Origin of the sequence: Mesorhizobium sp. B1-1-8 (assembly GCF_006442795.2) — a bacterium.
Lineage (GTDB): Bacteria > Pseudomonadota > Alphaproteobacteria > Rhizobiales > Rhizobiaceae > Mesorhizobium.
The window spans coordinates 2,000,334-2,023,513 of sequence record NZ_CP083956.1 but is presented as its reverse complement, the minus strand read 5'-3'; the positions used below and the strand labels follow the sequence as shown (position 1 = coordinate 2,023,513).

Annotated in this window: 25 protein-coding genes; 14 read left to right on the top strand and 11 right to left on the bottom strand. The window is 65.0% G+C overall.

Annotated elements, in window-relative coordinates; all coding sequences use genetic code 11:
- Positions 1–10: 10 nt before the first annotated feature.
- Entirely contained in the window at positions 11–409 is a 399-nt protein-coding gene (locus tag FJ974_RS09895; protein WP_226891543.1) for a hypothetical protein, read from the bottom strand.
- Between the two features lie 445 nt (positions 410–854).
- On the opposite strand from FJ974_RS09895, the gene FJ974_RS09890 reads away from it, so the two are divergent.
- Both FJ974_RS09890 and soxR read left to right on the top strand, forming a co-directional pair.
- Positions 855–1,313 (top strand): tRNA (cytidine(34)-2'-O)-methyltransferase, encoded by a 459-nt coding sequence (locus tag FJ974_RS09890; RefSeq protein ID WP_140530120.1) that lies wholly within the window; start codon positions 855–857, stop codon positions 1,311–1,313.
- Positions 1,314–1,461: 148 nt separating this feature from the next.
- Positions 1,462–1,905, top strand: coding sequence for a redox-sensitive transcriptional activator SoxR (gene soxR / locus FJ974_RS09885; protein WP_140530118.1), 444 nt, complete (start codon positions 1,462–1,464; stop codon positions 1,903–1,905).
- Positions 1,906–2,125: 220 nt separating this feature from the next.
- On the opposite strand, the gene FJ974_RS09880 is transcribed toward soxR, so the two are convergent.
- Positions 2,126–2,383: a hypothetical protein gene (locus tag FJ974_RS09880; protein WP_140530117.1), complete on the bottom strand. Its 258-nt coding sequence runs from the start codon at positions 2,381–2,383 to the stop codon at positions 2,126–2,128.
- Between the two features lie 132 nt (positions 2,384–2,515).
- Here FJ974_RS09880 and hemF point away from each other — a divergent pair, with 132 nt between their 5' ends.
- The 5 genes from hemF (at position 2,516) to FJ974_RS09855 (ending at position 6,316) form a co-directional block, all read left to right on the top strand.
- Positions 2,516–3,430, top strand: coding sequence for an oxygen-dependent coproporphyrinogen oxidase (hemF, locus tag FJ974_RS09875; protein WP_140530115.1), 915 nt, complete (start codon positions 2,516–2,518; stop codon positions 3,428–3,430).
- Positions 3,431–3,677: 247 nt separating this feature from the next.
- Complete coding sequence (locus FJ974_RS09870; RefSeq protein ID WP_140530113.1) at positions 3,678–3,938, top strand: DUF1344 domain-containing protein; 261 nt, start codon at positions 3,678–3,680, stop codon at positions 3,936–3,938.
- A 262-nt stretch (positions 3,939–4,200) separates the two neighbouring features.
- Complete coding sequence (locus FJ974_RS09865; RefSeq protein ID WP_112126764.1) at positions 4,201–4,386, top strand: DUF1059 domain-containing protein; 186 nt, start codon at positions 4,201–4,203, stop codon at positions 4,384–4,386.
- A gap of 296 nt (positions 4,387–4,682) precedes the next feature.
- Complete coding sequence (locus tag FJ974_RS09860; RefSeq protein WP_140530111.1) at positions 4,683–5,258, top strand: hypothetical protein; 576 nt, start codon at positions 4,683–4,685, stop codon at positions 5,256–5,258.
- A 77-nt stretch (positions 5,259–5,335) separates the two neighbouring features.
- Positions 5,336–6,316 (top strand): S8/S53 family peptidase, encoded by a 981-nt coding sequence (locus FJ974_RS09855; RefSeq protein ID WP_140530109.1) that lies wholly within the window; start codon positions 5,336–5,338, stop codon positions 6,314–6,316.
- Positions 6,317–6,344: 28 nt separating this feature from the next.
- Here FJ974_RS09855 and FJ974_RS09850 read toward each other — a convergent pair whose 3' ends face one another.
- The 3 genes from FJ974_RS09850 to FJ974_RS09840 are packed head-to-tail and all read right to left on the bottom strand — an operon-like array spanning position 6,345 to position 8,886.
- Positions 6,345–7,613, bottom strand: a complete 1,269-nt coding sequence (locus FJ974_RS09850) for a CCA tRNA nucleotidyltransferase (RefSeq protein ID WP_140530108.1) — start codon at positions 7,611–7,613, stop codon at positions 6,345–6,347.
- The gene (locus FJ974_RS09845) at positions 7,610–8,242 is read right to left on the bottom strand and encodes a CoA pyrophosphatase (protein ID WP_140530178.1); all 633 of its coding nucleotides are present in this window, start codon (positions 8,240–8,242) and stop codon (positions 7,610–7,612) included. The genes FJ974_RS09850 and FJ974_RS09845 overlap by 4 nt, the downstream gene beginning before the upstream one ends.
- Positions 8,242–8,886 carry a DUF1285 domain-containing protein gene (locus tag FJ974_RS09840; RefSeq protein ID WP_140530106.1) on the bottom strand — a complete coding sequence of 215 codons (645 nt, stop codon included), beginning with the start codon at positions 8,884–8,886 and terminating at the stop codon, positions 8,242–8,244. The genes FJ974_RS09845 and FJ974_RS09840 overlap by 1 nt, the downstream gene beginning before the upstream one ends.
- Positions 8,887–9,031: 145 nt before the next feature.
- On the opposite strand from FJ974_RS09840, the gene FJ974_RS09835 reads away from it, so the two are divergent.
- Genes FJ974_RS09835 through FJ974_RS09820 form a run of 4 tightly spaced genes read left to right on the top strand, consistent with a single transcriptional unit; the run spans position 9,032 to position 15,899 of the window.
- Positions 9,032–10,036, top strand: coding sequence for an AAA family ATPase (locus tag FJ974_RS09835; protein WP_140530104.1), 1,005 nt, complete (start codon positions 9,032–9,034; stop codon positions 10,034–10,036).
- The gene (locus tag FJ974_RS09830; RefSeq protein ID WP_140530102.1) at positions 10,036–10,983 is read left to right on the top strand and encodes a DUF58 domain-containing protein; all 948 of its coding nucleotides are present in this window, start codon (positions 10,036–10,038) and stop codon (positions 10,981–10,983) included. Before FJ974_RS09835 ends, FJ974_RS09830 begins: the two co-directional genes overlap by 1 nt.
- Entirely contained in the window at positions 10,980–13,808 is a 2,829-nt protein-coding gene (locus FJ974_RS09825) for a DUF4159 domain-containing protein (RefSeq protein ID WP_140530101.1), read from the top strand. The genes FJ974_RS09830 and FJ974_RS09825 overlap by 4 nt, the downstream gene beginning before the upstream one ends.
- 3 nt (positions 13,809–13,811) lie before the next feature.
- Positions 13,812–15,899, top strand: a complete 2,088-nt coding sequence (locus FJ974_RS09820; protein WP_140530099.1) for a hypothetical protein — start codon at positions 13,812–13,814, stop codon at positions 15,897–15,899.
- Between the two features lie 20 nt (positions 15,900–15,919).
- Here the strand turns inward: FJ974_RS09820 and clpS are convergent, their stop codons facing one another.
- The 4 genes from clpS to FJ974_RS09800 all read right to left on the bottom strand — a co-directional run bounded on the left by clpS (position 15,920) and on the right by FJ974_RS09800 (position 17,487).
- Entirely contained in the window at positions 15,920–16,225 is a 306-nt protein-coding gene (gene clpS, locus FJ974_RS09815) for an ATP-dependent Clp protease adapter ClpS (protein WP_140530097.1), read from the bottom strand.
- Between the two features lie 134 nt (positions 16,226–16,359).
- Positions 16,360–16,722, bottom strand: a complete 363-nt coding sequence (locus tag FJ974_RS09810) for a hypothetical protein (protein ID WP_140530095.1) — start codon at positions 16,720–16,722, stop codon at positions 16,360–16,362.
- 151 nt (positions 16,723–16,873) lie between these two features.
- A complete protein-coding gene (locus FJ974_RS09805) occupies positions 16,874–17,146 on the bottom strand; it encodes a hypothetical protein (protein WP_140530093.1) in 273 nt (90 codons plus the stop codon).
- Between the two features lie 38 nt (positions 17,147–17,184).
- Positions 17,185–17,487 carry a hypothetical protein gene (locus tag FJ974_RS09800; RefSeq protein WP_140530091.1) on the bottom strand — a complete coding sequence of 101 codons (303 nt, stop codon included), beginning with the start codon at positions 17,485–17,487 and terminating at the stop codon, positions 17,185–17,187.
- Positions 17,488–17,724: 237 nt separating this feature from the next.
- Between FJ974_RS09800 and FJ974_RS09795 the strand changes: the two genes are divergently transcribed.
- From FJ974_RS09795 to FJ974_RS09785, 3 genes are all read left to right on the top strand, one after another.
- Positions 17,725–18,441: a response regulator gene (locus FJ974_RS09795; RefSeq protein WP_140530176.1), complete on the top strand. Its 717-nt coding sequence runs from the start codon at positions 17,725–17,727 to the stop codon at positions 18,439–18,441.
- Positions 18,438–19,847 carry an ATP-binding protein gene (locus FJ974_RS09790; protein ID WP_140530089.1) on the top strand — a complete coding sequence of 470 codons (1,410 nt, stop codon included), beginning with the start codon at positions 18,438–18,440 and terminating at the stop codon, positions 19,845–19,847. The genes FJ974_RS09795 and FJ974_RS09790 overlap by 4 nt, the downstream gene beginning before the upstream one ends.
- Positions 19,848–19,939: 92 nt before the next feature.
- Positions 19,940–20,317, top strand: coding sequence for a YciI family protein (locus tag FJ974_RS09785; RefSeq protein WP_140530088.1), 378 nt, complete (start codon positions 19,940–19,942; stop codon positions 20,315–20,317).
- Positions 20,318–20,331: 14 nt separating this feature from the next.
- Here the strand turns inward: FJ974_RS09785 and FJ974_RS09780 are convergent, their stop codons facing one another.
- Both FJ974_RS09780 and FJ974_RS09775 read right to left on the bottom strand, forming a co-directional pair.
- A complete protein-coding gene (locus tag FJ974_RS09780; RefSeq protein WP_140530086.1) occupies positions 20,332–21,813 on the bottom strand; it encodes a pyridoxal phosphate-dependent decarboxylase family protein in 1,482 nt (493 codons plus the stop codon).
- 105 nt (positions 21,814–21,918) lie between these two features.
- Positions 21,919–23,004: a PLP-dependent cysteine synthase family protein gene (locus FJ974_RS09775; RefSeq protein ID WP_140530085.1), complete on the bottom strand. Its 1,086-nt coding sequence runs from the start codon at positions 23,002–23,004 to the stop codon at positions 21,919–21,921.
- Between the last annotated feature and the right edge of the window lie 176 nt (positions 23,005–23,180).

The window sequence follows — 23,180 nt, the reverse complement described above, 5'->3', positions numbered from 1 at the left end:
GTCTATGCGCTCACGCGGCGCGGGATTGATGGGCAAGGCCTTTCGGCCGCGCGGCGCGACGGGCCGGCGATACGGATTGATCCGCACCGCCGGCCCTGCTTCGCGCAATATAGGGTGTCGTGGACTTTTCGCCGACGGGCTCGTTTGGCGATCCTGACGGCATGCTGGAACCAGCCCGCGCTTTCTCGCCCGGCCGGAACAGCCTTGCGATATGGCGCACCAGCGAAGGCCGGCTGGGATCGGGCACGGCGCGCGAGAAGTCGACGTCCGGCAGCATGCCGCGATGCGGCCGTTTCCGCGCCTCTGCGTGCACCGCCGACGAGTAGGTCTCCCCGATCAGCAGCGCCCAGGTCGCCATCTTGCGTTCGTGCAGGTTTCGTGAACCCGGTATTTTATAGGGATCGAACATCGGCCCATCCTCCATATGCAAATGCGTTAAAAACGGTGATACGAATTCGATCTCCGGCATCCGGCCGGAGACACGAAATGCGTCGGTCGAGACACGACTACAAGCGTCGGTCTTGACACGTTCAGGTGGGGCGTTGGGGCCCTTTGGCAGTTTGAAAACATCGCAGGATTCCTTTGAAAGCCGAAAACTGGGTTCGGCGGGAATCGGTGCGATGAAGTCTTAAAGTGTCAGGAGAATCGTCGTACCGAAACCGCCGTCAGGCTGGTAAGCCCACGAGAGGGGCGCTGGATGTGCATGGTCATCATGAATTCCCCCTCCATCGGTTCGGGTTGACGATGTTGTTGGTATACTCGACTTCGCAGAAAATGACCACCCGCCAGCCCAGAAATCGCCAAAAGCTGGCGATGCCTGTGGCCGATCTGCCACTTATTAGCAGGATGCGGAAATGAACGACGGTCTCCGCATCGCGCTCTACCAGCCGGATATCGCCGGCAACACCGGGACAATCCTGCGCCTCGCCGCTTGCCTTGGCCTTGGCGTCGATATCGTCGAGCCGGCCGGCTTCCCGCTCTCCGACCGGGCGCTGAAACGGGCTGGCATGGATTACCTTGAAATGGCGGCGCTGACCCGGCATGCCGACTGGCACGCCTTCGAGGAATGGCGTCTGGCGCATGCGCGCCGCCTTGTGCTGCTCACCACCAGGGCCGCGACCGCCTACACGGAGTTTGCTTTCGCCGCTGGCGACATCCTTCTGTTCGGCCGCGAATCCGCGGGCGTGCCTGATCATGTCCACGAGGCGGCGGACGCGCGACTGACCATCCCGATGCGAGCCGGCGCGCGCAGCATTAATGTCGCGCTTTCCGTCGCCATGGTCGCCGGCGAAGCGCTCCGCCAGCTCGGATAGGACTCTCAGCCCCTCGTTCCCGTTGCCGACGACCGCCGCTTGCGGCGTCATTCTCACCCAGGCGCACATCGCCTTCTCCTGCATTTGCTCTGTCAACGGTTCTTCGCTACAAGCTCAACTTAACTTGAGGTCAAGCGGAAAGTGCGAGATGGCTCCGGTAAGGGAATTGACGGTCGGCCAGGTGGCGATGCGCAGCGGCGTGGCGGTGTCGGCGCTGCATTTCTACGAGGCGCGCGGACTGATCCGCAGCCACCGCACATCTGGCAACCAGCGGCGCTACAGCCGCGACGTGCTGCGTCGGGTGGCGATCATCCGCGTCGCCCAGGAGGTCGGCATCTCGCTGGCCGAGATCGCAGCGGCCTTTCAATCCCTGCCCGAGGGCCGCACGCCGACGCGCGAGGATTGGAATCTGCTTTCAACGGCTTGGCGCGACGGGCTCGACCAGAAGATTAGCCAGCTGAAGAAATTGCGCGACGGCCTGACCGACTGCATCGGCTGCGGCTGCATGTCGATCGACAAATGCCCGCTCCGGAACAGGGAGGATCGGTTGGCCAAGGAAGGTACGGGCGCAAGGCGGTTGGTTGTAAGCTAGCGGATTTCGCTCCAAAGGTGCGTTGAGATTCAGGTCAGGCCGAGCCGAAAATGGTGGTTTCCGAGAACCGGCCTTCGCCGGCCGAAGCCCTCATAAATGCTTGCGTCTATGCAGGCTACGGCCGGCGTAGGCCGGAGCGGAGCGTACTTAAAGTACGTGAGCACCGGAAGCGCAGGAAGCCGCCATTTGCAGGCCGGCCTCACCTGAATATCAATGCACCTTAATCCGCCGCCGGCAGCCGCCGCATCGTGAATTCGATGACGTCGCCCGGGCGTTCGAACCAGCTTTCGATCTCGGTCCAATAGGCCTGCTTGGGAAAGCGCTCGAACCATTCCTTGGCCTTGAGGCGCGCGTCAGGACGCGGCAGCACGAACGTCTCGCGCAGAAAGCCGTCGCGCGGCTGTTTCTCGCGCTCGGCTCGCGAGCGCTCCAGCCTTCTCTTCAAGCCATCCAGCGGCGGTCTTGCCGGGGTGCGCACGAAGGAACTCCTTGCACCTTGGTCAGACGGGACTTGACCCATTCCCTTAAGAGATTAGGGATCGCGCCCGGAAAAGACGAGTCAAAAGACGAGTCATTATCGGGCAAGCAAGCCCGCGACTGGAGACGGAATTTGGAACGACCTGAAATTCCGGTGGGGCTGCCGGCCGATATCGAGCAGAAGAAGATGAGGGCCCGCCTCTGGTTCGAGGCATTGCGAGAGCGCATCTGCGGCACCTTCGAGCAGATCGAGCAGGAACTGGCCGGACCGCAATCGTCATGGTCGCCCGGCCGTTTCGAGAGGACGCCATGGGAGCGCGATCAGGGCAAAGGCGGCGGCGGCACCATGTCCATGATGCGCGGCCGCGTCTTCGAGAAGGTCGGCGTCCACACCTCGACCGTCTACGGCGATTTCTCGCCCGAATTCAGGCAGCAGATGCCCGGCGCCGACGAGGACCCGCGCTTCTGGGCAAGCGGCATCTCCCTGATCGCCCACCCCTGGAACCCCAACGTGCCGGCGGTGCACATGAACACGCGCATGGTTGTGACCACGCGCCAATGGTTCGGCGGCGGCGCCGACCTGACGCCGGTGCTCGAGCGTCGCCGCACCCAGGACGACCCCGATACCATTGCCTTCCATCGCGCCATGCAGTTCGCCTGCGAGAAGAACGCCGCGGTCGCCGACTATGCAAAGTTCAAGGCCTGGTGCGACGAGTACTTCTTCCTGCCGCACCGCAACGAGCCGCGCGGTGTCGGCGGCATCTTCTTCGACTGGCTGCATTCGGGCGACGACAAGGGCGGCTGGAACGCCGATTTCAATTTCGTCCAGGACGTCGGGCGCTCTTTCCTCGTCGTCTACGCGCATCTCGTGCGCGGCAATTTCAACGACAACTGGACCGATGGCGACCGCGACGAACAGCTCATCCGCCGCGGCCGCTACGTCGAATTCAATTTGCTTCACGATCGCGGCACCATCTTCGGCCTGAAAACCGGCGGCAACGTCGCCTCGATCCTCTCCAGCCTGCCGCCCGAGGTAAAATGGCCGTAAAAATCCGGTGAGCGAAAGAGGAGCCGCATTGCTGTCCCATTCGCTGAATCTTGGCGGACAATGTGGCAGCGGCGATTTCTTTTTCGTCTAATATCCTTTTGAAAGAATTGAGCTATTTAACGTCGCCGGGCCGGGAAGCGCCGGCGGTCCGTCTCTCCTCGCGGGCCGCGACCCGACGCGACCGGACGGCCCTGATCGAGAGGGGTGCCTTGCCAAACGGGTGCCCGCATTTCCAGGAGAACATGCCATGCGCAAGCTTATTGTGACGGCGGCAGCCGTCGCTTTTCTCGCCTCCGGTGGCGCCGCGTTCGCCGCGGTCAAGCACACCACGGGCACGGTCAAGAGCTTTGACGGAACGGCCATGAGCCTTGTTCTGGACGACGGATCGACCTTCACCCTGTCCAAGGCCTTCAAGGATCCCGGCATCCAGGCCGGCGAGAAGGTCCGCGTTTCCTGGGACATGAGCGGCAAGAAAAAAGTTGCCGAGGCAGTCAAGATCATGAAGTGACGTCCTGCTCCCCAGAGCAAGTCGAGATCATGTCTGTCTTGCTCCGAGGTAATGCCAACAGGGCGGAGCAGCGATGCTCCGCCTTTTTCGGCGCGGAACTGGCATCCATGGCAACCAAATCCGTTTGACCGTGTTATGCTTGCCTTCCGCATGTGATCTGAGAAACGCAACGTTTTCGAAAAAGATCGCGAAACAATGAAGACGGCGGAGCTTCCGTGTCCGAGCCGGCGCGGTGCTTCCCATGAGGAAAAGGAGAAACCCGATGAAGGAATTCCAATGCGGGTCGCTCGTCCCGGGCTGTGAGTGGCATACGCGCGCCGAAGAAGAGGCGGAGGTCATGCGCCGCGCCGTCGAGCACATGCGTGAAACGCATGGCGAGACGATCATCCGCGAGACGATGATCGAAGCGATCCGCTCGCGCATCCAGAAGGTCCGCGACGCGGCCTGAGCTATTCAGCGGGACCTGGATTTGCCAAGCGCGCAGATGCGGTCGACAGGCAGAAAGCGGAATGCCGACATCTCACCGCATCCCGCCGGTTGTGGCGGTTTGCCAATCTGCCGGCAAGTTGCGTTGCTTCCACGTCACATTGAATTCAAGCAGAAACTTATATTCCTAACAGCTTAGATAACTCCCCGGTAACGATCGTCATGCCAGCATACGACGCATAATCCGGAACAAGGGCTGTCCGAGAACCCCTCGCCACTGGGCGCTTGCCGGAATTGGTGAGGCGAGGTGTTTCGCGCATGCGCGAATGGTCTGACAGTCGAGGCAGTTCCCCCATTGCGCTCCTGTTATGCGCGTGGCTCGGCACGTCGCCGGCGATAGCCCAGGAGATAACGACATCGCTGGTGGACATTCATCAAGGCTCGCCGCTGAGCGATCAGGCGCGAGCGCTTGGCAATGGAGGCTATGAACTCCAGAACGGGAGCCGGGTATCGTTCGGTCAATGGTACCACACCAACTGGGTCGACATGCATGTCGACCTGCTTACCCAGCTTACGGAAAACAGCGGCATCCTGTGGGGGTTCGGGACCGGAGAGCAGGGCGAGAAGTACCGCATCGCGCCCAGCCTCAAGCTCGGCTTCCTCACCCAGACACATCCTAACCCGAACACCACCCTATCCTTTTCGCTCACTTCGATCGTAGGCGGCAACCTCACGGAAAAGCCGTGCGTGGCCGATTACGGGGAGTTGGGCACCTACAGTGTCAACTGTCGGCTCGCCGCTGGCGAAACGGCACCGGAGGAGACGCTGAAAGATCTGGTTAACGCTACACCGGAGAGGCTCCATCTGTGGCTGAATTACCGTGTTACTTTCTGATTGCCGCAGACCAAGTGTGAGAATTTCCCGAAGTTCACGATCGTCCGTCCTGTTCCAGTTTGACCCGGAGTAAGCACATGTCAGTTAGCCTTTGGAAGTTCGGTTTTGCCGCAGCCCTTGCCCTGCTGCCGGCATCCATGGCGGCGGCGCAGGAAGCCCTCGACGCGGACGAGATGGCCGCGCTGTGCTACGGCGGCGGATCCATATGCGTCAGCGCGAAGATCCCGGCTGCGCGCAGCACGCAAGCGGTGCAGAGCTGGATGAGCCCCGACGTCGGCGCCGCATGGGCGGCGGGTTACAAGGGCAAGGGGGTGACCATCACCATCGTCGACGACTTCAGCAGTTCCTCACGCTTTTCAGGCAATTTCGGCATCGGCACGCAATACCAGCGGCACGGTGAATGGACGCGCGAAGAGGCCAGCATGATCGCGCCCGCGGCGACCATACGCTCCAAGGACTTCTCGACGGGCTCGGCCGTCTCGCTGGCGAGCGGCCGCAACGTGCTGAACCTTAGTTACGGCATGTATGCCAGCGCCGGCTACAGCGTGAACCAGATCGGGTGGGCTCCGGAGGAGTCCTCGATCATCTCCTATGCCACCAAGGGATCGGCCATTGTCTCGAAGGCGGCTGGCAACGACTCGGTCGCCATAGGCGGGGTCACCGGCGGCGAGCAGGACTATCTCGACCTTGCGCTGATCGGCAAGCCGACGGCGATCTTCGTTGGCGCGTTGTCGACGAACGGCACGACGTCCAGCAAGGCTGAGCTTGCCTGGTATTCCAACTATGCCGGTTCCAATACAGCGGTGCAGAGCCACTTCCTCGTAGTCGGCGTCGAAGGGAACAAGACCGGCCTTTACGGCACGTCCTTCGCCGCACCCATCATCTCCGGATACGCCGCGATTATCGGCAGCAAATTTACCAGCGCGACACCGGTTCAGATCACCAATGACCTGCTCAATACGGCTCGTACCGACACGCTGGTCAATTATGACGCGTCGATCTACGGCAAGGGCGAGGCAAGCCTCTCGCGCGCCCTGGCCCCCGTGGCGATACATTGACCGGCACCGCTCGGTCCGGCGTGCCGCTCTAAGCCTCGAGAGCCTTCGCGGCGCGTTCGAGCAGCGCGCCGCGATCCAGGACAAAACCCGACTCGACCCATTCCTTCTCGAGGTTTTTCAGCGTAGCGCCGACTTTCGGGCCGGGCGACGCGCCGAGCTTGGTCAGGTCGGCGCCCTTGACCGGAAAAACAGGTCGTTCCCATTTTCGGGTAACGTTCAGCAGGCGCGAGAAGCCGCCGGCTTCCACCATGGCCTGATTGTCCTCGACGGCACGTGTCCGCGCGGCGGCGAGAGCGAGCCGCAGCCGGTCCAGAAATCCGTTCCGGTCGCCGAAATAGAGCTTTTTCGCCAGCTCGGTCTCGGTGGTCTTGGAATCTGGCGGGGCGGTCAGCGCCCAGTGCCGGAGGCGCCCGCCTTCGCCAGTCGAAAATCTCAGCCTGTCGGCAAGCCCCTTCATCCGCGCAGCGTCCGGCGGGACGACGGCCTCCAGCCTGAGCAGCGGATCTGCCGCCCAGCCGAGGTCCTTCTCGGCCCTGACCAGCCCGTGAATGGCGTCGATGCCCCATTTCTCGCTCTCCGGCAGAACGGCGGTGAGAACGCCAGCCTGGCGCATCCACAGCAAGGCGCGCGACGGATCGGAAGCCGAAAGCAGCTTCTTCAGCTCGGACCAAACGCGCTCGGCCGAGAGCTGGGCGAGCCCATCCTTCAGCCTGGCGCAGGCCTTCAGGCCGTCGGCGTCGGGCCGGCCATCGCCATACCAGGCAAAGAAGCGGAAGAAGCGCAGGATACGCAGATAGTCCTCGCGGATGCGCGCTTCCGCATCGCCGATGAAGCGCAGCCGGCGCGCCTCGATATCGGCGATGCCGCCGACGAGGTCGACGACGGTCCCGTCGGCCTCCGAGTAGAGCGCGTTGATGGTGAAGTCGCGCCGCTGGGCGTCAAGCTTCCAGTCGCGCCCGAAGATGACCTTCGCCCGCCGGCCGTCGGTCTCGATGTCGGCCCTGAGCGTCGTCACCTCATAGGCCTTGCCGCCGGCGATCGCCGTGATCGTGCCGTGCTCGATGCCGGTCGGTACCGTCTTGAAGCCAGCTTTCTCGGCGCGCCGGATGCTTTCTTCCGGCACGGTCGTGGCGGCGATGTCGATGTCGGCGACCGGCTGGCCGATCAGCGCATTGCGCACCGCGCCACCGGCCACGCGCGCCTCCTCGCCGCCCTCCTTCAGCGCGGCAAGCAGCTTCTGCAGATGCTTTTCGCCGAGCCAATCGGCTTTGCCCGCAAGGGAGACCCCGGCACTCACGCATAAAGCCTTTCATAAAGCGTGCGAACGATGCCGGCGGTGACGCCCCAGATGCGCTGGTCACCGTAAGGCATGTCATAGAAGAACCATTCGAGGTCGTTCCACATGCGGCTGTCGCGTTTGTGGTTGGCCGGGTCCATAAGGAAGCGCAACGGCACTTCGAAGGCCGCATCGACCTCGTCGGCGTTGAGCGTCAGCGTGAAGCCTGGCCGCACCACGGCGAGCACCGGAACGATGCGGTAGCCGCTGCCGGCGACATAATCCGGCATCCTGCCGATGATCTCGATGTGGTCGCTATCAAGGCCGATCTCCTCGAAGGTCTCGCGCAGCGCCGTGGCCTCGGGGCCGGGATCTGTCGGATCGATCGTGCCGCCAGGGAAAGCCACCTGGCCCGAATGGCTGCGCAGCCTTTCGGCCCGCTTGGTGAGCAGCACGGTAGCGCTGTCGGCGTGGTCGATCACCGGGATCAGCACGGCGGCGTCGCGCAGCGGCTTTATGTGCTTCAGCCTCAGATGGCCGGGATTGAAGCGATGGTCGCCAAAGTCTTCGCCGGGTCTTATCTCGGCCTGCGCCGCGACGCGGGCGCGAAAATCCGAGATCGAGAACGGCGCCGGCGCCACCTGGTCCATCATGCGCTCAGCCGCTTCAGCTTCTCGGCCGGCATGATCGGATAGACCTCGCCGCCGGAGCGGACGGCAAACATTGCCTTGCCGCCGATCTCGATCTCCTCGCCATGCTCGATCAGTTCGTACATCACCGGCCGCGCCACCAGCGCCTCCAGTCGCCCGCGCACCAGCACATAGGGCTTCAGCCCGCCGGTCGCGTCCTCGTCGACGAAGCGCAGCGGATGGCCGGGACCGGCGGTGACGACGTCGCCGACATTGGTGCGGAAGGTGATGACCTGGTCATCCCCGGCCCCGCAAACATTCATCTCGACGGCGATAAAGGGCGCGTCGGCAACGCGGATCCCCACCCGCTCGGCCGGCGTCACCAGATAGGTCTTTCCGTCGGCGTCCTTGCGCAGCACGCTGGAAAACAGTTGCACCAGCGGCATGCGCCCGATCGGCGTGCCGAGATAGAACCAGGTGCCGTCCGCCTTGATCTCCATGTCGAGATCGCCGCAGAAGTCGGGATTCCAGCGCTCCACCGGCGCCGGCCCCTTTCCCGCTCGCGCCGCTCGCGAGATCAGCGCTTCCAGCCCGCGCGCCTCGGTGGCGCCGGTCAGGCTCTGTTTGCTCAGGCCCTGTTCACGATGTTCCGTGGGCTGCGTCATGGTCACGAAATAGTCACTGTTGTTCCGCTTGTCAGCCTAAGTCTGTGATTTAAGTTCGAATGCAGGCGCCCGGCGAGGCCGAATCGCGGCATTCAACGACTTTGAGAATGCAGGCCGGTATTTCCAACCACAAGGATCGAACGGCATGAGCGTGATGATCAAGGAAAGCCCGGTGAGCGAAACGGCCATGATCGAGGAGGCCGAGAAGGCGTTGGCCGACATCTCGAAGGTCCGCGACGCCGTCGGCCGGGTGATCTTCGGCCAGGAGGCCGTCGTCGAGCGGGCGCTGGTGGCGCTGCTGGCCGGCGGCCATGCGCTGCTGGTCGGCGTGCCGGGTCTCGCCAAGACCAAGCTGGTCGAAACGTTGGGCATCGTGCTGGGCCTCGATTCGCGCCGCATCCAGTTCACGCCCGACCTGATGCCATCCGATATCCTCGGCTCCGAAGTGATGGAGCAGGACGAGACAGGCAAGCGCTCCTTCCGCTTTATCTCCGGGCCGATCTTCGCGCAGCTTTTGATGGCCGACGAGATCAACCGCGCTTCGCCGCGCACCCAGTCGGCGCTGCTGCAGGCGATGCAGGAATATCACGTCACCATCGCCGGCGCCCGCCACGACCTGCCCCTGCCCTTCCACGTACTGGCGACGCAGAACCCGCTGGAGCAGGAAGGCACCTATCCGCTGCCCGAGGCGCAGCTCGATCGCTTCCTGATGCAGGTCGACATCCTCTATCCGGAGATCGAGGCCGAACGCCGCATCCTGCTCGAGACCACCGGCGTCGAGGAGGCCAGGGCCGACAACGTGCTGCAGGCGGCCAGGCTCAAGGAGATCCAGACGCTGATCCGCCGCATGCCGGTGCCGGAGACCGTCGTCGAGGCGATCCTCAAGCTGGTGCGCTCGGCACGCCCAGGCCAGGGCAATGCCGAGACCGACAGGCACGTCGCCTGGGGCCCGGGTCCGCGCGCCAGCCAGGCGCTGACCCTGTGCGCCCGCGCCCGCGCCCTATATGATGGAAGGCTGGCACCGTCGGTGGACGATATCCGGGCGCTCGCCGAGCCGGTGCTGCAGCATCGCATGGCGCTGACTTTCGCCGCCCGCGCTGAAGGCACATCCGTGCGCGACGTGGTGGCGAAACTGGCAAAAGGCATCTGATGGGTCGAATTGGCGAGGTCCAGGCACCGGTTGCGACGCGCGACGCGCTCGCCCGTGGCCGGTTGCGGGCCTCTTTAGTGCCGGACCTGCTGGTCGAGGCGCGCCGCATCGTCAACACGGTGATCGCCGGCTGGCACGGTCGCCGCAAGCGCGGCATCGGCGAGAATTTCTGGCAGTTCCGGCCCTATGTCGAAGGCGATTCCTCGCGCATCGACTGGCGCCGCTCGGCCCGCGACGACCACACCTATGTGCGCGACCGCGAGTGGGAGGCAGCCCACACCGTCTGGCTCTGGGCCGATCCCTCGCCCTCGATGCTCTACAAATCGGCGGGTGCCAGTGTTTCCAAAGAATCGCGCGCGCTGGTGCTGGCGCTCGCTTTGGCCGAGCTTCTGTCGCGCAGCGGCGAGCGCATCGCCTGGCCGGGCCTCAGCGACCCCTTCACCGCCCGCAACGGCGCCGAGCGCATTGCAGCGCAGCTCGCCCATGCCGGCGCGCTGCCGGCCAAGCCCGATCTCTCCGCGATCCGCCGCTTCTGCGACATCGTCATCGTTAGCGATTTCCTCGATCCGGTCGAGGAGACTGTGGCCTGGCTCGACGTGCTCGCCCGTCACGGCGTGCGCGCCCATCTGATCGAGGTCGCCGACCCGGCGGAGGAAAACTTTCCCTATGCCGGCCGCACCGAATTCACCGATCCCGAGACCGGCGACAAGCTGACCGCCGGCCGCGCCGAAATGCTGGCTGAGGAGTATCGCCTTCTCTACAGAGCCCGCCGCGAGGAACTCGCCGGCTGGTGCAAGCGTCTCGGCTGGAGCTTTACCGTCAACCATACCGACCGCCTGGCATCGGAAGCGCTGGTGCGCGTCCACCTGGCGATGACCGCCGATAGCGGTCATGCAGGGCTGACCGCAGGTCATGCAGGGCTGATTGCCGGAAAGGCGGTCGCATGAGCTGGTTGCCGCTTTCCTTCGGCGCACCGATGGTGCTGTGGGGCCTGCTGGCGCTGCCGGTGATCTGGTGGCTGCTGAGATTGACCCCGCCAAAGCCGCAGACGGAGGTGTTTCCGCCGCTGAGGATCCTCGCCCGCGTCCTGAGGCGCGAGGAGACGCCGCAGCAAAGCCCGTGGTGGCTGACGCTGCTTCGGCTGCTGATGGCGGCGCTGGTCGTCATCGCGCTTGCCGAGCCGGTGTTCAATCCGCGCGAAAAACTGCCGGCCGAAGGCGCGGCCCTGGCGCTGGTCATCGACAACGGCTGGGCAAGTGCGGCGGACTGGGGCAAGCGCGTCGCCACGGCCGAGCGGCTGATCGCCGATGCCGGCTCGAACGGCGTTCCGGTCGTCATCGCCTTCACCGCCGAGAAGCCCAATGCCGAGATCGGTCCCTTCGATGCCGCGGCCGCGCTCGACCGCCTGCGGGCGGCAAAACCGCGGCCGATCCCAACCGACCGCCCCGCCGTCTATGCCCGCGTCGCCGCTGCCCTGGAGCGCTTGCCCGGCGCCAGCGTCGCCGTGCTTGCCGACGGCCTTGCAGCCGATGGCGACGAGGCCGCTTTCAAGAATCTTTTGGAAAAGAACGCCTCCCGCCTCGTCTGGGCCAATCCCGACCGGCCGTCGCTGACCGGCCTGACCGGCGCCGACAACCAGGTCGACGGCTTCGCGCTGACCGCCATCCGCGCGCCGGGCGATCCGGCGCCGGCGCAGGTCACGGCGGGCGCCTTCGACGACAAGGGCCGCCGCATCGCCGATGCGACGCTGACCTTCGCGCCCGGCGAGGCCACCGCCACCGGGACGATGGCGGTGCCGTTCGAATTGCGCAACGACTTCGCCTCGATCGCGCTCGATGGCGAGCATCAGGCCGGCGGCGTGCGCGTGCTGGACGAAAGCTCCAAGCGCCGCCGTGTCGGGCTGATCTCGCAGGCCGAAGCCGACCAGGCGCAGCCGCTGCTGTCGCCGCTCTATTACATTCGCCGCGCCTTGCAGCCCTTCGCCGACCTGGTCGAGCCGTCGAGCGTCGACCTCGCCGACGCCATCCCGCAGCTTCTGGACCAGAAGCCCGCTATGATCGTCATGGCCGATGTCGGCACCATTCCCGAGCAGGTCAAGCAAAAGCTGGTCGACTGGGTCGACAAGGGCGGCACGCTGGTGCGCTTTGCCGGTTCCAGGCTGGCTGCGGCCGCCAATGACGATGATCTCCTGCCGGTCCGGCTGCGCAGCGGCGAACGCGCGCTGGGCGGCGCGCTGTCGTGGACGACACCGCAGCCGGTCACGGAATTCCCCAAGAGCGGACCCTTCGCCGATCTCGCGCCGCCGACCGAAGTGACGGTGAGCAGGCAGGTGCTGGCCGAGCCGACGCCCGACATTGCCGAGCGCACCTGGGCGACGCTCGCCGACGGCACGCCTCTGGTCACCGGAATGAAGAAGGGTAAGGGCACGCTCGTGCTCTTCCATGTCACGCCGGAAGCGACCTGGTCGAACCTGCCGATCTCCGGCACCTTCGTCGAGATGTTGCGGCGCATCGTGCAATTGTCGCGCAACCAGGGCGCTGCCGTCGCCAATGCGGAAGCCGCGGCCACCTCGCTTGCGCCTTACCGCATGATCGGCGCCGACGGCATGCTGGTGCCGCCGACGCCCGATGCGCGGCCGCTGGTGCCGGGCGCCGGCCCGCTGCCGGTGACGATGGAAAATCCGCCCGGCCTCTACGGCTCGGAGACCGGCGTGTTCGCGCACAATCTGCTCAACGCTTCAAGCGCATTCGCCCCCATCGTCCGTCCGCAGGTCTCCCTGCCGGTGACCGCGATTCCCTACGCCTTCGACGAGTCGGAAAACCTCAAGGGTCCGCTGGTTGCGATGGCGCTGCTTTTGATGGTGCTCGACACGCTCGCCGTGTTCTGGATGGGCGGCCTGTTCTCGCGCCGGCCGCGCCGCGCGGCAGCTACAGCTGCCACTGCCGGCGCAGCGGTGTTGATCGTGCTCGGCGGGCTTTTCGCTCATGCCGATCTTGCGCGGGCCGACGATTCAAAGCCTGGCGATGCTCAGGCGATCGGCGACATTTCGAAAACCCGCATCGCCTACGTTTTGACCGGCGAGCCTGGCGTCGATTCGATCAGCCGCGCCGGCATCGAGGGCCTGACCCGCTATCTGATCGAGAAGACGGCGCTGGAGCCCGGCCCGCCGGCAGGCGTCGACATCTCCAAGGACGAACTGTCCTTCTATCCGCTGATCTACTGGCCGATCGACGCCACCGCCCCGATGCCCAGCGAAGCGGCGATCGCCCGCATCGACGCCTATATGCAGCAGGGCGGCACGGTGCTGTTCGACACGCGCGACCAGTTCGCCACCGGCATCGGCGCCGATTCGACCAGCCCGGCGACCGAGCGGCTGCGCGACATCCTCGCCAACCTCAACGTGCCGCCGCTGGAGCCGGTGCCGGCGGACCATGTGCTGACCAAATCCTTCTTCATCCTTCCCGAGTTCCCGGGCCGCTTCAACGGCAGCCCGCTCTGGGTCGAGGCCTCGCTCGACGCCAGCAATGCCGAAAACCGTCCGGTGCGTGTCGGAGACGGCGTCTCGCCGATCATGATCACCGCCAACGACTTCGCCGGCGCCTGGGCCATCGACCAAAATGGCGATCCGCTGCTGCCGACCGTGCCGAATGACCCGATGCAGCGCGTCTATGCGTTGCGCGCCGGCGTCAACATCATGATGTACATGCTGACCGGCAATTACAAATCCGACCAGGTCCATGTCCCGGTCCTGCTCGAACGGCTGGGGCAGTAGGTCATGAACTGGTCGATTTCCGTCGAGCCGCTTGTCTCCTGGCCGCTGTTCGGTCTGGTCTTCGTGCCGCTGCTGCTTCTGGCGCTGGCCGGCCTGTGGTTCCGCCAGCGCGGCTCGGCGCTGCGTTTCATCGCCTTGCTGGCGCTTGGAGCGGCACTTCTCAATCCGGTCTTCCTTGACGAGGAACGCGAGGCGCTGAAGAGCGTCGTTGCCGTCATCGTCGACCGCAGCCAGAGCCAGGACATCGGCGAACGCAACAAGCAGACCGACGAGGCGCTGGCCGGCCTTCAGCAGCGCCTCGGCCGCTTCAAGCAGTTCGATGTCCGCGTGGTCGAGGCCGGCAAGTCGGAAGCCGCCGACGAGCGCACCGAGACCAGGCTGTTCGGCGCGCTCGAAAGCGCCTTCCGCGACGTGCCGCCTTCGCGCATCGGCGGCGCCATCATGATCACCGACGGCGAGGTGCATGATGCGCCGGCCGGCACGCCGGAGTTCAGTGCGCCGCTGCATGCGCTGATCACCGGCAACGAGCATGAGAAGGACCGCCGCATAAGGTTCGAGAACGCGCCGCGCTTCGGCCTCGTCGGCAAGCCGCTCGACATGAGCTACCGGGTCATTTCCACCGAAGGCCAGGGCGGTTCGGTCGACGTACGGGTCTCGGTCAATGGCGAGCAGGTCTCGGTCGAGCATGCGACCGTCGGCCAGCCGATGAAGCTTCAGGTCACCATTCCCAACGCCGGCCGCAACATCGTCCAGCTCGGCATCGACCATGAGCCCGGCGAACTGACCGATGCCAACAACCGCGCCATAGCGCTCGTCGACGGCATCCGCGAGAACCTGCGGGTGCTCCTGGTTTCCGGCGAGCCGCATGCCGGCGAGCGCACCTGGCGCAATCTGTTGAAATCGGACGCGTCGGTCGACCTCGTCCATTTCACCATTTTGCGGCCGCCGGAAAAGCAGGACGGCACGCCGATCAACGAACTGTCGCTGATCGCCTTCCCGACGCGTGAACTGTTCGTCGAGAAGATCAAGGATTTCGACCTCATCATCTTCGACCGCTACCAGCACCGCGACGTGCTGCCGATCCTCTACTACGACTACATTTCCGAATATGTCGAAAAGGGCGGCGCGCTGCTGATCGCCGCCGGGCCCGAATATGCCGGCGAAAGCTCCATTGCCCGCACGCCGCTGATGTCGGCCCTGCCGGCGATGCCGAGCGGCGAGGTCGTCGACAAGGCCTTCTATCCGCGCCTCACCGATCTCGGTCAGCGTCATCCGGTGACGCGCGGGCTCGACGGCTCGGCAAGCGAGCCACCGCATTGGAGCCGCTGGTTCCGCACCATCGGTGTCAAGAATCCGGAGGGCGAAGTGGTGATGAAAGGGGCCGACGACCGGCCGCTGCTGGTGCTCGACCGCAAGGGCGAAGGCCGTGTCGGCATGCTGCTTTCCGACCAGGGCTGGCTGTGGGCGCGCGGCTTCGAAGGCGGCGGACCGCATATCCAGCTCTATCGCCGCATCGCCCACTGGCTGATGAAGGAACCCGAACTTGAAGAGGAGCGACTGACCGCCGACGGCCGCGGCATGGTGCTGGAAATCCGCCGCCAGACGATGAGCGACGATCCCGGCCCCGCTCAAATCATCACGCCCTCCGGCAAGGCGGTGGCGGTCAAGCTCGAAAAGTCCGAGCCCGGCATTTTCACGGGCAGCCTGCAGACCAGCGAGATCGGCCTTTATCAGGTCGGCAATGGCAACCTGACCGCGCTTGCCCATGTCGGTCCCATCAACGCACCGGAATTCGCCGACGTCGTCTCCACGCAAGACAGGCTGAAGGCGCCGGCAGAGGCGACCGGCGGCAGCGTGCGCCGGCTGGCGCCGTCGTCCACGCTCGGCAGCCTCGCCGGCAACGTGGCCTTGCCGTCGATCGTGCCGGTCCGCTCCTCGGGCGCCGCCTCCGGCAGTGACTGGATCGGGCTGCGCACCACCGACGACAGCGCGCTCAAGGCCGTTTCGCGGGTGCCGCTGTTCGGCGGCTTCCTCGGCCTCGGCCTGCTGCTTTTGGCGATAGGCTCGATGTGGTATCGCGAGGGGCGGTAGAGCCTTTTCCTTCTCCGCTCTCACTCTTCCGGCTCGGTCGTGAACAGCAGCGGATAGCCCTTGGCCTTGCCGGCGTCGGTCGCCCGCGCGGCCTTGGTTTCGGCGATATCGCGGGTGAAGACGGCGACCACGCAGACGCCGCGCCGGTGCGCGGTGATCATGACGCGATGCGCCTGGTCCTCGCTGAGCTTGAACTCGGCCTTGAGCACCGTCACCACGAATTCGCGCGGCGTGAAGTCGTCATTGATCAGGATGACTTTGTAGAGCTTGGGGCGTTCGGTTTTGGGCTGCGTCTTGACGCGGGGTTTGACGACGGTCTCAGGCATTGGAATCCACCAGCAGCGAACTGGGTTCTCGCTTCCATTTTGTCATGCGGGGAAGCACACGTCCATTTATCCGCGTCGAGAGTTGCGGGCCGCGCGTGCGACAAAACGTTATGTGGGGGACTGTCGGTTGCCGTTCAACGGCCTTGGCGCCCGATCGTGCGGCGGCCAGGCATTTGCCGCGCCGCCGTGGCGGATCTTTCGGCGCCGGAGCCATCGTCGCCGGAATCGGACCCGCGCTCCATGAACGCAAAGAACATCCAGGCGGCAAAACCGATCAGCGTCGTGCCGGTCAGCACGATCAGGATCCAACTCTGTGCCGGCGTGATGTAGTCGAAGCTCGATGAGATCACCGGCGCGAAAAGCTCAGGCTCGGTCCTGCCGCTGGCAGGGTCCGGCACCGGGCTGGCTGTGAAGATGATCAACGCTCTTGCCGCCGCGGTGGCAATCAGGCTGCCGAGGGTCAGCAAGCGCATCAGGGACGAAAGCCGCCTCTTCATGCGGATTGTCCTACGGTACCGGCATTGCGATCGGGTTAAGGATGAGGTTGTCGCGGCGGAAACTGCCGGTCTCAGATTGTAACCGCCAGAAAACCGCTCCAGCCGAAACCGGCTGGAGCGGCTTTGAAAAGGTCGGGTTCAAAAGCCTGGATCAGGGCTTCTTCTTCGCCGGAGCCTTCGCCGGGGCCATCTTCGCAGACTTCTTCACCGGGCATTTGTGCTTCTTGGTCGGCTTGCAGGTCTTCTTGGCGGCAGCCTTCTTCGGCGCAGCCTTCATTGGCGTGGTGGCGGCCGGAGCGGTCGTCGTGGTGGTCGTCGAAGCAGCCGGAGCAGTGGTCGTCGTGGCAGCGGCGTTGCCGAGGGCCGGCATCGAGAAAGCCAGAGCAACAGCAAGGCCGAGGGCGGAGAGGAGGGACTTCTTCATGGCTTCATTTCCTTCTTCATGCGGGTCGATGATGAGTGTCACTGAGCCGGATCGATCGGTGTCACTCCAAGCAGCTTCAAAGCGTTTGCGAGCATCCGGATTCCCTGCGCCTGTTTCTTGTTGGCGCAGAACCGGTTTCCCTTTCTTTGCAGTGCTTTCGCCGCGGTGACCTGCGTTGCCGCGGCATGGGTTTCGAGGGCTTCGTCAACTTGACGGCTAAGATTGGTGCAGCGCTCGGTCCGGGTGAGCGGCGCGACCTTTGGGCTGGAGGCGCCGGCCGCTGCCGTGATGAGCGATATGCTGAGCAAAGCACCCGTCACGCTGATCCAGAACCTCTGCATTGGTCTTGCCCGTTACTCCGGAAACTCGCGTCGCAGCCGATGACCTGACCGCCACGACACCGGTTATGCCCTTGAAATTTTTCACGAGTTTTTCCCGACTGTAGAATTTTGTTTCTGGATTGTTTCTGCGCAAGCCGACCGGTCGCCTATTACCGCCACTGGCCAAGATGTGGCCCGAATTCTATCGTGTGGGTGATTTGAGAAGGCGGCTTGGCCACCAGCAATGACAGGGTTCTCGTGAAATCCGACGCACACATACTGATCGTCGACGACGACAAGGGCATCCGCGACCTGCTTCAGGAGTTCTTCCAGAAGCGGGGGCTGCACACGACGGTGGCCGCCGACGGCACCGAGATGGAGGCGATCCTGCGGCGCACGCAGGTCGACCTCATTGTCCTCGACGTAATGCTGCCCGGCAGGAGCGGCCTCGAACTCTGCCGCGAGATCCGCGCCAACTACACCACCCCGATCATCATGCTGACGGCGGTCACCGAAACGACGGACCGCGTCGTCGGTCTCGAAATGGGCGCCGATGACTATGTGCCGAAACCTTTCGATCCGCGCGAGCTTCTGGCGCGCATCCGCGCGGTGCTGCGGCGCAACGGCTCGAGCGAGCCGCGCCGGCCCGCCGCCAGGCAGGTCTACCGTTTCGCCGGCTGGACGATGGATTGCTCGCGCCGCCGGCTGACCGCGCCCGACGACGTCCGGGTGGAATTGACGATGGCGGAATTCAACCTGCTGCAGACCTTCGTCAAGAGCGCGCAGCGCGTGCTCACCCGCGAGCAGCTCATCGAGCTGTCGGGTGGCGACACCGGCTACAGTTTCGACCGCAGCGTCGATATTCTGGTCAGCCGCCTGCGCCGCAAGATGGAGGACGACCCGAAGACGCCGAAGCTGATCCTCACCGTGCGCAGCGGCGGTTATCAGTTCTTGCCCGAAACGACATCCGAATGAGACGCTTCCTGCCGCAAACCCTGCCGGTCTGGGTGCTGCTCATCGTCATTGCCGGCCTGATGATCAGCCAGGTCGCGACGCTCTACATCGTTTCGCGTGACCGCGCCGCCACCAATGGCGTGGTCGATCTCTACCGATTGAACGACCGCGCCTATTCGCTGGTGCAGCTGATGCATAACGCCACGCCCGAGGAGCGCAAGGCGACCGCGTCCGGGCTGTTCAACGCCACCTACGCGCTGACCGTGTCTGACACCCCCGCCGTCACCTCCTCGATCGCCGGCGACGACCAGCTCGCCGAGCTGGAAGACATTCTGGTCGGGCGCTTGACCAAATTCGGCATCACCGACGCACGCGTGCGGCGCGATCCGGCGACACAGGAAGCCGACACTCCGGACGGCGAGGTCACGAGAAAGGACGTCGGCCAGGTCGAGCGCGACCTTTTGGTGCTGGCCGCCGATTTCGCCCAGAGCGACAAGCTCACCGCATCGCTGCGCTTTTCCGACGGCCAGTGGCTGAACTTCACCGAGCCGATCACACCGCCAGGGCCGATCCTCAGCATTGACAGCCTGCCGCTATACGCACTGATCGCAGGTCTTGTGGTGGTGATGTCGATCTGGTCGCTGCGCCGGCTGACGGCGCCCTACCGGATGATGGAAACCGCGGTGAACCGCATCGGCAACGACCTGAAAAGCCCGCCGATCGCCGAGACCGGCAGCCGCGAGATCCGCGCCGCGGCAAAGGCCGTGAACGCCATGCAGATGCGGCTGCGCGACTATGTCGAGGACCGCGAGCATCTCGCGGCGGCTCTGGCGCATGATTTGCGCACGCCGCTGACCAGGATGCGGCTGCGCCTCGAACTGCTGCGCAAATCATCGGCGCGCGAGGCCCTCGCGCGCGACCTTGCCGACATCGAAAGCATCGCCAGCTCGGTGATCGACTTCGCCAAATTCGAGGTCACCGAGGAAAAGGACGAGCGGATCGATTTCTGGTCCCTGGTGGAGTCGGTCGCCGACGGTTTCGACGACGTCTCCTTCGAGGACGATGCCACGCGCTCGCGCGGCCTGGTCTGCATCGCGCGGCCGGTCGCGCTACGCCGCTGCATCACCAATCTTATCCAGAATGCGGTGACCTACGGCAAGAAGGCGCATATCGCCGTGCGGCGCTCTGGCGACATGATCACGCTAAGCATCCGCGACGAAGGCCCCGGCATTCCGCAGGCCAAGCTGGACACGGTCTTCGGCTCCTTCGTTCGCCTCGAACAGTCGCGCAACCGCGAGACCGGTGGCCTCGGCCTTGGCCTGACCATCGCCCGCAACATCGCGCGCGGCGTCGGCGGCGAGATCAGCCTGTCCAATCATCCGGGAGGCGGCCTGCTGACGGAACTGCGCCTGCCGGTGGCAGCTTGAGTCAGCAGGCGGCCGCTTGAACGGCCGCGGGACTGGATCGGCCACACCATCCTTGTGATAGTGCGTCCTCCCCGGCACGAGGAGCCATTCCCATGTTCTACGCCATCCTGGCCTATCACGTCGAAGCCGCCGTCCAGTCCTGGACGCCCGATGAGGACGCGGCGCTGATGAAAGACCTGCTTGAGGTCAACGCCAGGCTGACGCGCGAGGGCAGGCTTGGACCGGCGGCAAGGCTGGGCGCGACCGCGGAAGCGGTCACTCTCCGCGGTCCGGGGGACGGCATGGTGCTCGACGGTCCCTTTGCCGAAACCAAGGAGCAATTGCTGGGTCTCTATGTCGTCGATTGCGCCAGCCAGGAAGAAGCGATCGCGACGGCGCGCGACCTCAAGCGCGTCAATCCCACCGCCGTCTACGAGATCCGGCCGATCCTGCGTTACCTTCCTGGCGCGCCGCTGGCTCCGGCCGGCTGAGTGATCGCTAAGCGTCAGGCATATTCCATACCGGACTTGATCTCCTGACCCAACCGAAGCGTCTCGCGCACCAAGAGGTCGAGATCCTCGCGCCGGGTGCGGTGGTTGGTGATCGCGACCCTCAAGCAATGCCGGCCACGCACGGTGGTGTCGGACAGGACAGCGATGCCCTCTTCCTGCAGCCTCAGCATGATCTCGGTGTTGAACGCCTTGAGACGGTCTTCGGGCGCGCCGTCGAGGCGATGGCGGAAGCAGACGATGTTGACCGTGGTGGCCGCCGTCAGTTCGAGCACCGGTTCGTCCTCGATCAGCCTGGCGAGATGGCGGGCCTGGGCGATGTTCTGGTCGATCAGCCGGCCGAACTTTTCGATGCCGTGCTCCTTCAGCGCCATCCAGATTTTCAACGCGCGGAAACCACGCGTCGTCTGCAATCCGTAGTCGTTCAGCCATTGCCCTGAAGCCAGGCCGCGCGGCGTCGATTCCAGGTATTCGGGCGTGACGGCAAAGCTGTTGCGATGGGCGGACGCGTCGCGGACCAGCGCACAGCCCGCCTCGAACGGCGCGTGCAGCCATTTGTGCGGATCGAGCGCGATCGAATGGGCCTGCTCGATGCCGGCGACGAGCGCTGCGTTTTGAGGCGCGACGGCGATCAGCGCGCCGATGCAGCCGTCGACGTGGAACCACAGATCCTCCGCCTCCGCCAGGGCAGCCAGCGCCTGGAGATCATCGACCGCCCCGGTGTTGACCGTGCCGGCGGTGCCGATGACGCAGGCCGGCTTGAAGCTTGCATCGCGATCCTCGGCGATTGCCGCCTTGAGCGCATCGACGTCGATGCGCAGCCCGGTGTCCGTAGGAATGCGGCGCAGCGCCCGGTTGCCGAGCCCGAGCGCCTCCATCGCCTTGCGATGGCACGAGTGGACCTGGTCCGAGGCATAGAAACGCAGCGGCCTCGGGATGGCGCCGACGCCCCTCTCGCGAACGTCGACGCCTGCCTTGGCGTTGCGCGCGACGGTCAGCCCGATGATGTTGGCCATCGAGCCGCCGCTGACCAGCGTGCCGCTGGCGGCGGCCGGAAAGCCGACCATCTCCTTGCACCAGTTCACCACCTGGCTGTCCATCAGCCCGGCGGCATGGTTGCCGCCGCCGAGATTCGAGCCCTGGATCGCCGCCAGGAAATCGCCGAGCGCGCCGGTGAAATTGCTTGATCCCATATACCAGGACCAGAAGCGCGGATGGATGTTGCCCATCGGATAGGCCATCAAATTGTCGGTGACCTCGCCATAAACATCGGGGAGCGACGCCGGCGCGCGCGGCATGGGCGCGTCGAAGAACGTCCGCACCTCGGGCGGCATCTCGCGCCACACCGGACGGTCTCGGACATCCCGCAGATAACCGACCGCGTCGTCTATGACGCGATGCGACAATGCCTGCACGTCAGCCCAGTCCGGCGGGTCCAGTGTTTCGTGCGTGGCCATCGCATCCTGCAAGGTGTCCATCCGGTTTCTCCCGCAAGGCACGTGCCCGGTCCCCGGATCGGCGTCACATGCGCGCTGAGCTGCTGCGCGGCGCCGCCGTCCGCAAGGGCGCCGCCACCATTTGTCCTATGCATCGAACTGACAGCTCGGCGTCGAGCGAGACAGCGCGGTCTCCTCGGCGTCCATCTCGGCCTCGATGCCGTCGAACAGCGGCGTCGACATGTAGCGTTCGCCGGTGTCGGGCAGTATGCACAGGATCACCGAGCCGGCTGCAGCCGTGCCGGCGATCTGGCGCGCCACGGCAAAGGTTGCGCCGCCGGAGATGCCGGTGAAGATGCCTTCCTGCTGCGCCAGCGCCTTCGCCCATTTGATGCCTTCCGGTCCCGGGATCGGCACCACCTCGTCATAGTAGCGCTGGTCGATCGCCTCCTGCAGCACATTGGGAATGAAGTCCGGCGTCCAGCCCTGGATCGGATGCGGCTCGAAGGCCGGATGGCTGGCGGCCGGCGCGCCGCCGGCGCCGCGCTGCTGCGCCTTGCCGCTGCCAATCAGCTGCGCATTGGCTGGCTCGGCAAGCACGATCCTGACCTCCGGCCGCTCCCGGCGCAGCACCCGGCCGACGCCGGCAACCGTGCCGCCGGTGCCGTAGCCGGTGACCAGGACGTCGAGCCTGGAGCCTGCGAAGTCATTGATGATCTCGCGCGCCGTGGTCGCCTCGTGGATGGCGGCATTGGCCTCGGTCTCGAACTGGCGGGCCAGGAACCAGCCATTGGCCTCGGCGAGTTCCACCGCCTTCTTGTACATGCCGAAACCCTTTTGGGCGCGCGGCGTCAGCACCACCTTGGCGCCCAGCATGCGCATCAGCTTGCGGCGCTCGACGGAGAAGGAGTCCGCCATCGTCACCACCAGCGGATAACCCTTCTGCGCGCAGACCATGGCAAGCCCGATGCCGGTGTTGCCGCTGGTCGCCTCGATCACGGTCTGGCCCGGCTTCAGCGCGCCGCTGCGCTCGCCCTCCTCGATGATGTTGAGCGCCAGCCGGTCCTTCACCGACGCGGCCGGGTTGAAGAACTCGGCCTTCGCGTAGATCGTCGCATGCGCCGGCCCGAGCTTGTTGATGCGGATGACCGGCGTGTCGCCGACCGTATCGAGAATGCTGTCGAACAGCCGGCCGCGACCGGACGTGGTTCTGATTTTCAACTGATGCAGCATCGTTTTGCTCCTTATGTGCTCACACGCCGGTTACAGGCCGGCGGTTCGGGCGGCGCGGTTCCGACACCTGGCCGCGTTAATTGCTTCGGCCGCGGCCGCGGCCGGCACGGAAACGCGCGGCCGGATGCGCCCTGTCGGCTTTGGTGATACGATATGGAGCAACTGTTCAGCGTGGG

Bases quoted from the DNA above. Each gene is read 5' to 3' on its own strand.
- FJ974_RS09860 (WP_140530111.1), top strand. From the start codon at position 4,683: ATGCGCGAATGGTCTGACAGTCGAGGCAGTTCCCCCATTGCGCTCCTG.
- FJ974_RS09790 (WP_140530089.1), top strand. From the start codon at position 18,438: ATGAGACGCTTCCTGCCGCAAACCCTGCCGGTCTGGGTGCTGCTCATC.
- FJ974_RS09825 (WP_140530101.1), top strand. From the start codon at position 10,980: ATGAGCTGGTTGCCGCTTTCCTTCGGCGCACCGATGGTGCTGTGGGGC.
- clpS (WP_140530097.1), bottom strand. From the start codon at position 16,225: ATGCCTGAGACCGTCGTCAAACCCCGCGTCAAGACGCAGCCCAAAACC.
- FJ974_RS09820 (WP_140530099.1), top strand. From the start codon at position 13,812: ATGAACTGGTCGATTTCCGTCGAGCCGCTTGTCTCCTGGCCGCTGTTC.
- FJ974_RS09890 (WP_140530120.1), top strand. From the start codon at position 855: ATGAACGACGGTCTCCGCATCGCGCTCTACCAGCCGGATATCGCCGGC.
- FJ974_RS09785 (WP_140530088.1), top strand. From the start codon at position 19,940: ATGTTCTACGCCATCCTGGCCTATCACGTCGAAGCCGCCGTCCAGTCC.
- FJ974_RS09870 (WP_140530113.1), top strand. From the start codon at position 3,678: ATGCGCAAGCTTATTGTGACGGCGGCAGCCGTCGCTTTTCTCGCCTCC.
- FJ974_RS09840 (WP_140530106.1), bottom strand. From the start codon at position 8,886: ATGACGCAGCCCACGGAACATCGTGAACAGGGCCTGAGCAAACAGAGC.
- FJ974_RS09810 (WP_140530095.1), bottom strand. From the start codon at position 16,722: ATGAAGAGGCGGCTTTCGTCCCTGATGCGCTTGCTGACCCTCGGCAGC.
- FJ974_RS09845 (WP_140530178.1), bottom strand. From the start codon at position 8,242: ATGGACCAGGTGGCGCCGGCGCCGTTCTCGATCTCGGATTTTCGCGCC.
- FJ974_RS09895 (WP_226891543.1), bottom strand. From the start codon at position 409: ATGTTCGATCCCTATAAAATACCGGGTTCACGAAACCTGCACGAACGC.
- soxR (WP_140530118.1), top strand. From the start codon at position 1,462: ATGGCTCCGGTAAGGGAATTGACGGTCGGCCAGGTGGCGATGCGCAGC.
- FJ974_RS09855 (WP_140530109.1), top strand. From the start codon at position 5,336: ATGTCAGTTAGCCTTTGGAAGTTCGGTTTTGCCGCAGCCCTTGCCCTG.
- FJ974_RS09780 (WP_140530086.1), bottom strand. From the start codon at position 21,813: ATGGACACCTTGCAGGATGCGATGGCCACGCACGAAACACTGGACCCG.
- FJ974_RS09835 (WP_140530104.1), top strand. From the start codon at position 9,032: ATGAGCGTGATGATCAAGGAAAGCCCGGTGAGCGAAACGGCCATGATC.
- FJ974_RS09830 (WP_140530102.1), top strand. From the start codon at position 10,036: ATGGGTCGAATTGGCGAGGTCCAGGCACCGGTTGCGACGCGCGACGCG.
- FJ974_RS09775 (WP_140530085.1), bottom strand. From the start codon at position 23,004: ATGCTGCATCAGTTGAAAATCAGAACCACGTCCGGTCGCGGCCGGCTG.
- FJ974_RS09800 (WP_140530091.1), bottom strand. From the start codon at position 17,487: ATGCAGAGGTTCTGGATCAGCGTGACGGGTGCTTTGCTCAGCATATCG.
- FJ974_RS09805 (WP_140530093.1), bottom strand. From the start codon at position 17,146: ATGAAGAAGTCCCTCCTCTCCGCCCTCGGCCTTGCTGTTGCTCTGGCT.
- FJ974_RS09865 (WP_112126764.1), top strand. From the start codon at position 4,201: ATGAAGGAATTCCAATGCGGGTCGCTCGTCCCGGGCTGTGAGTGGCAT.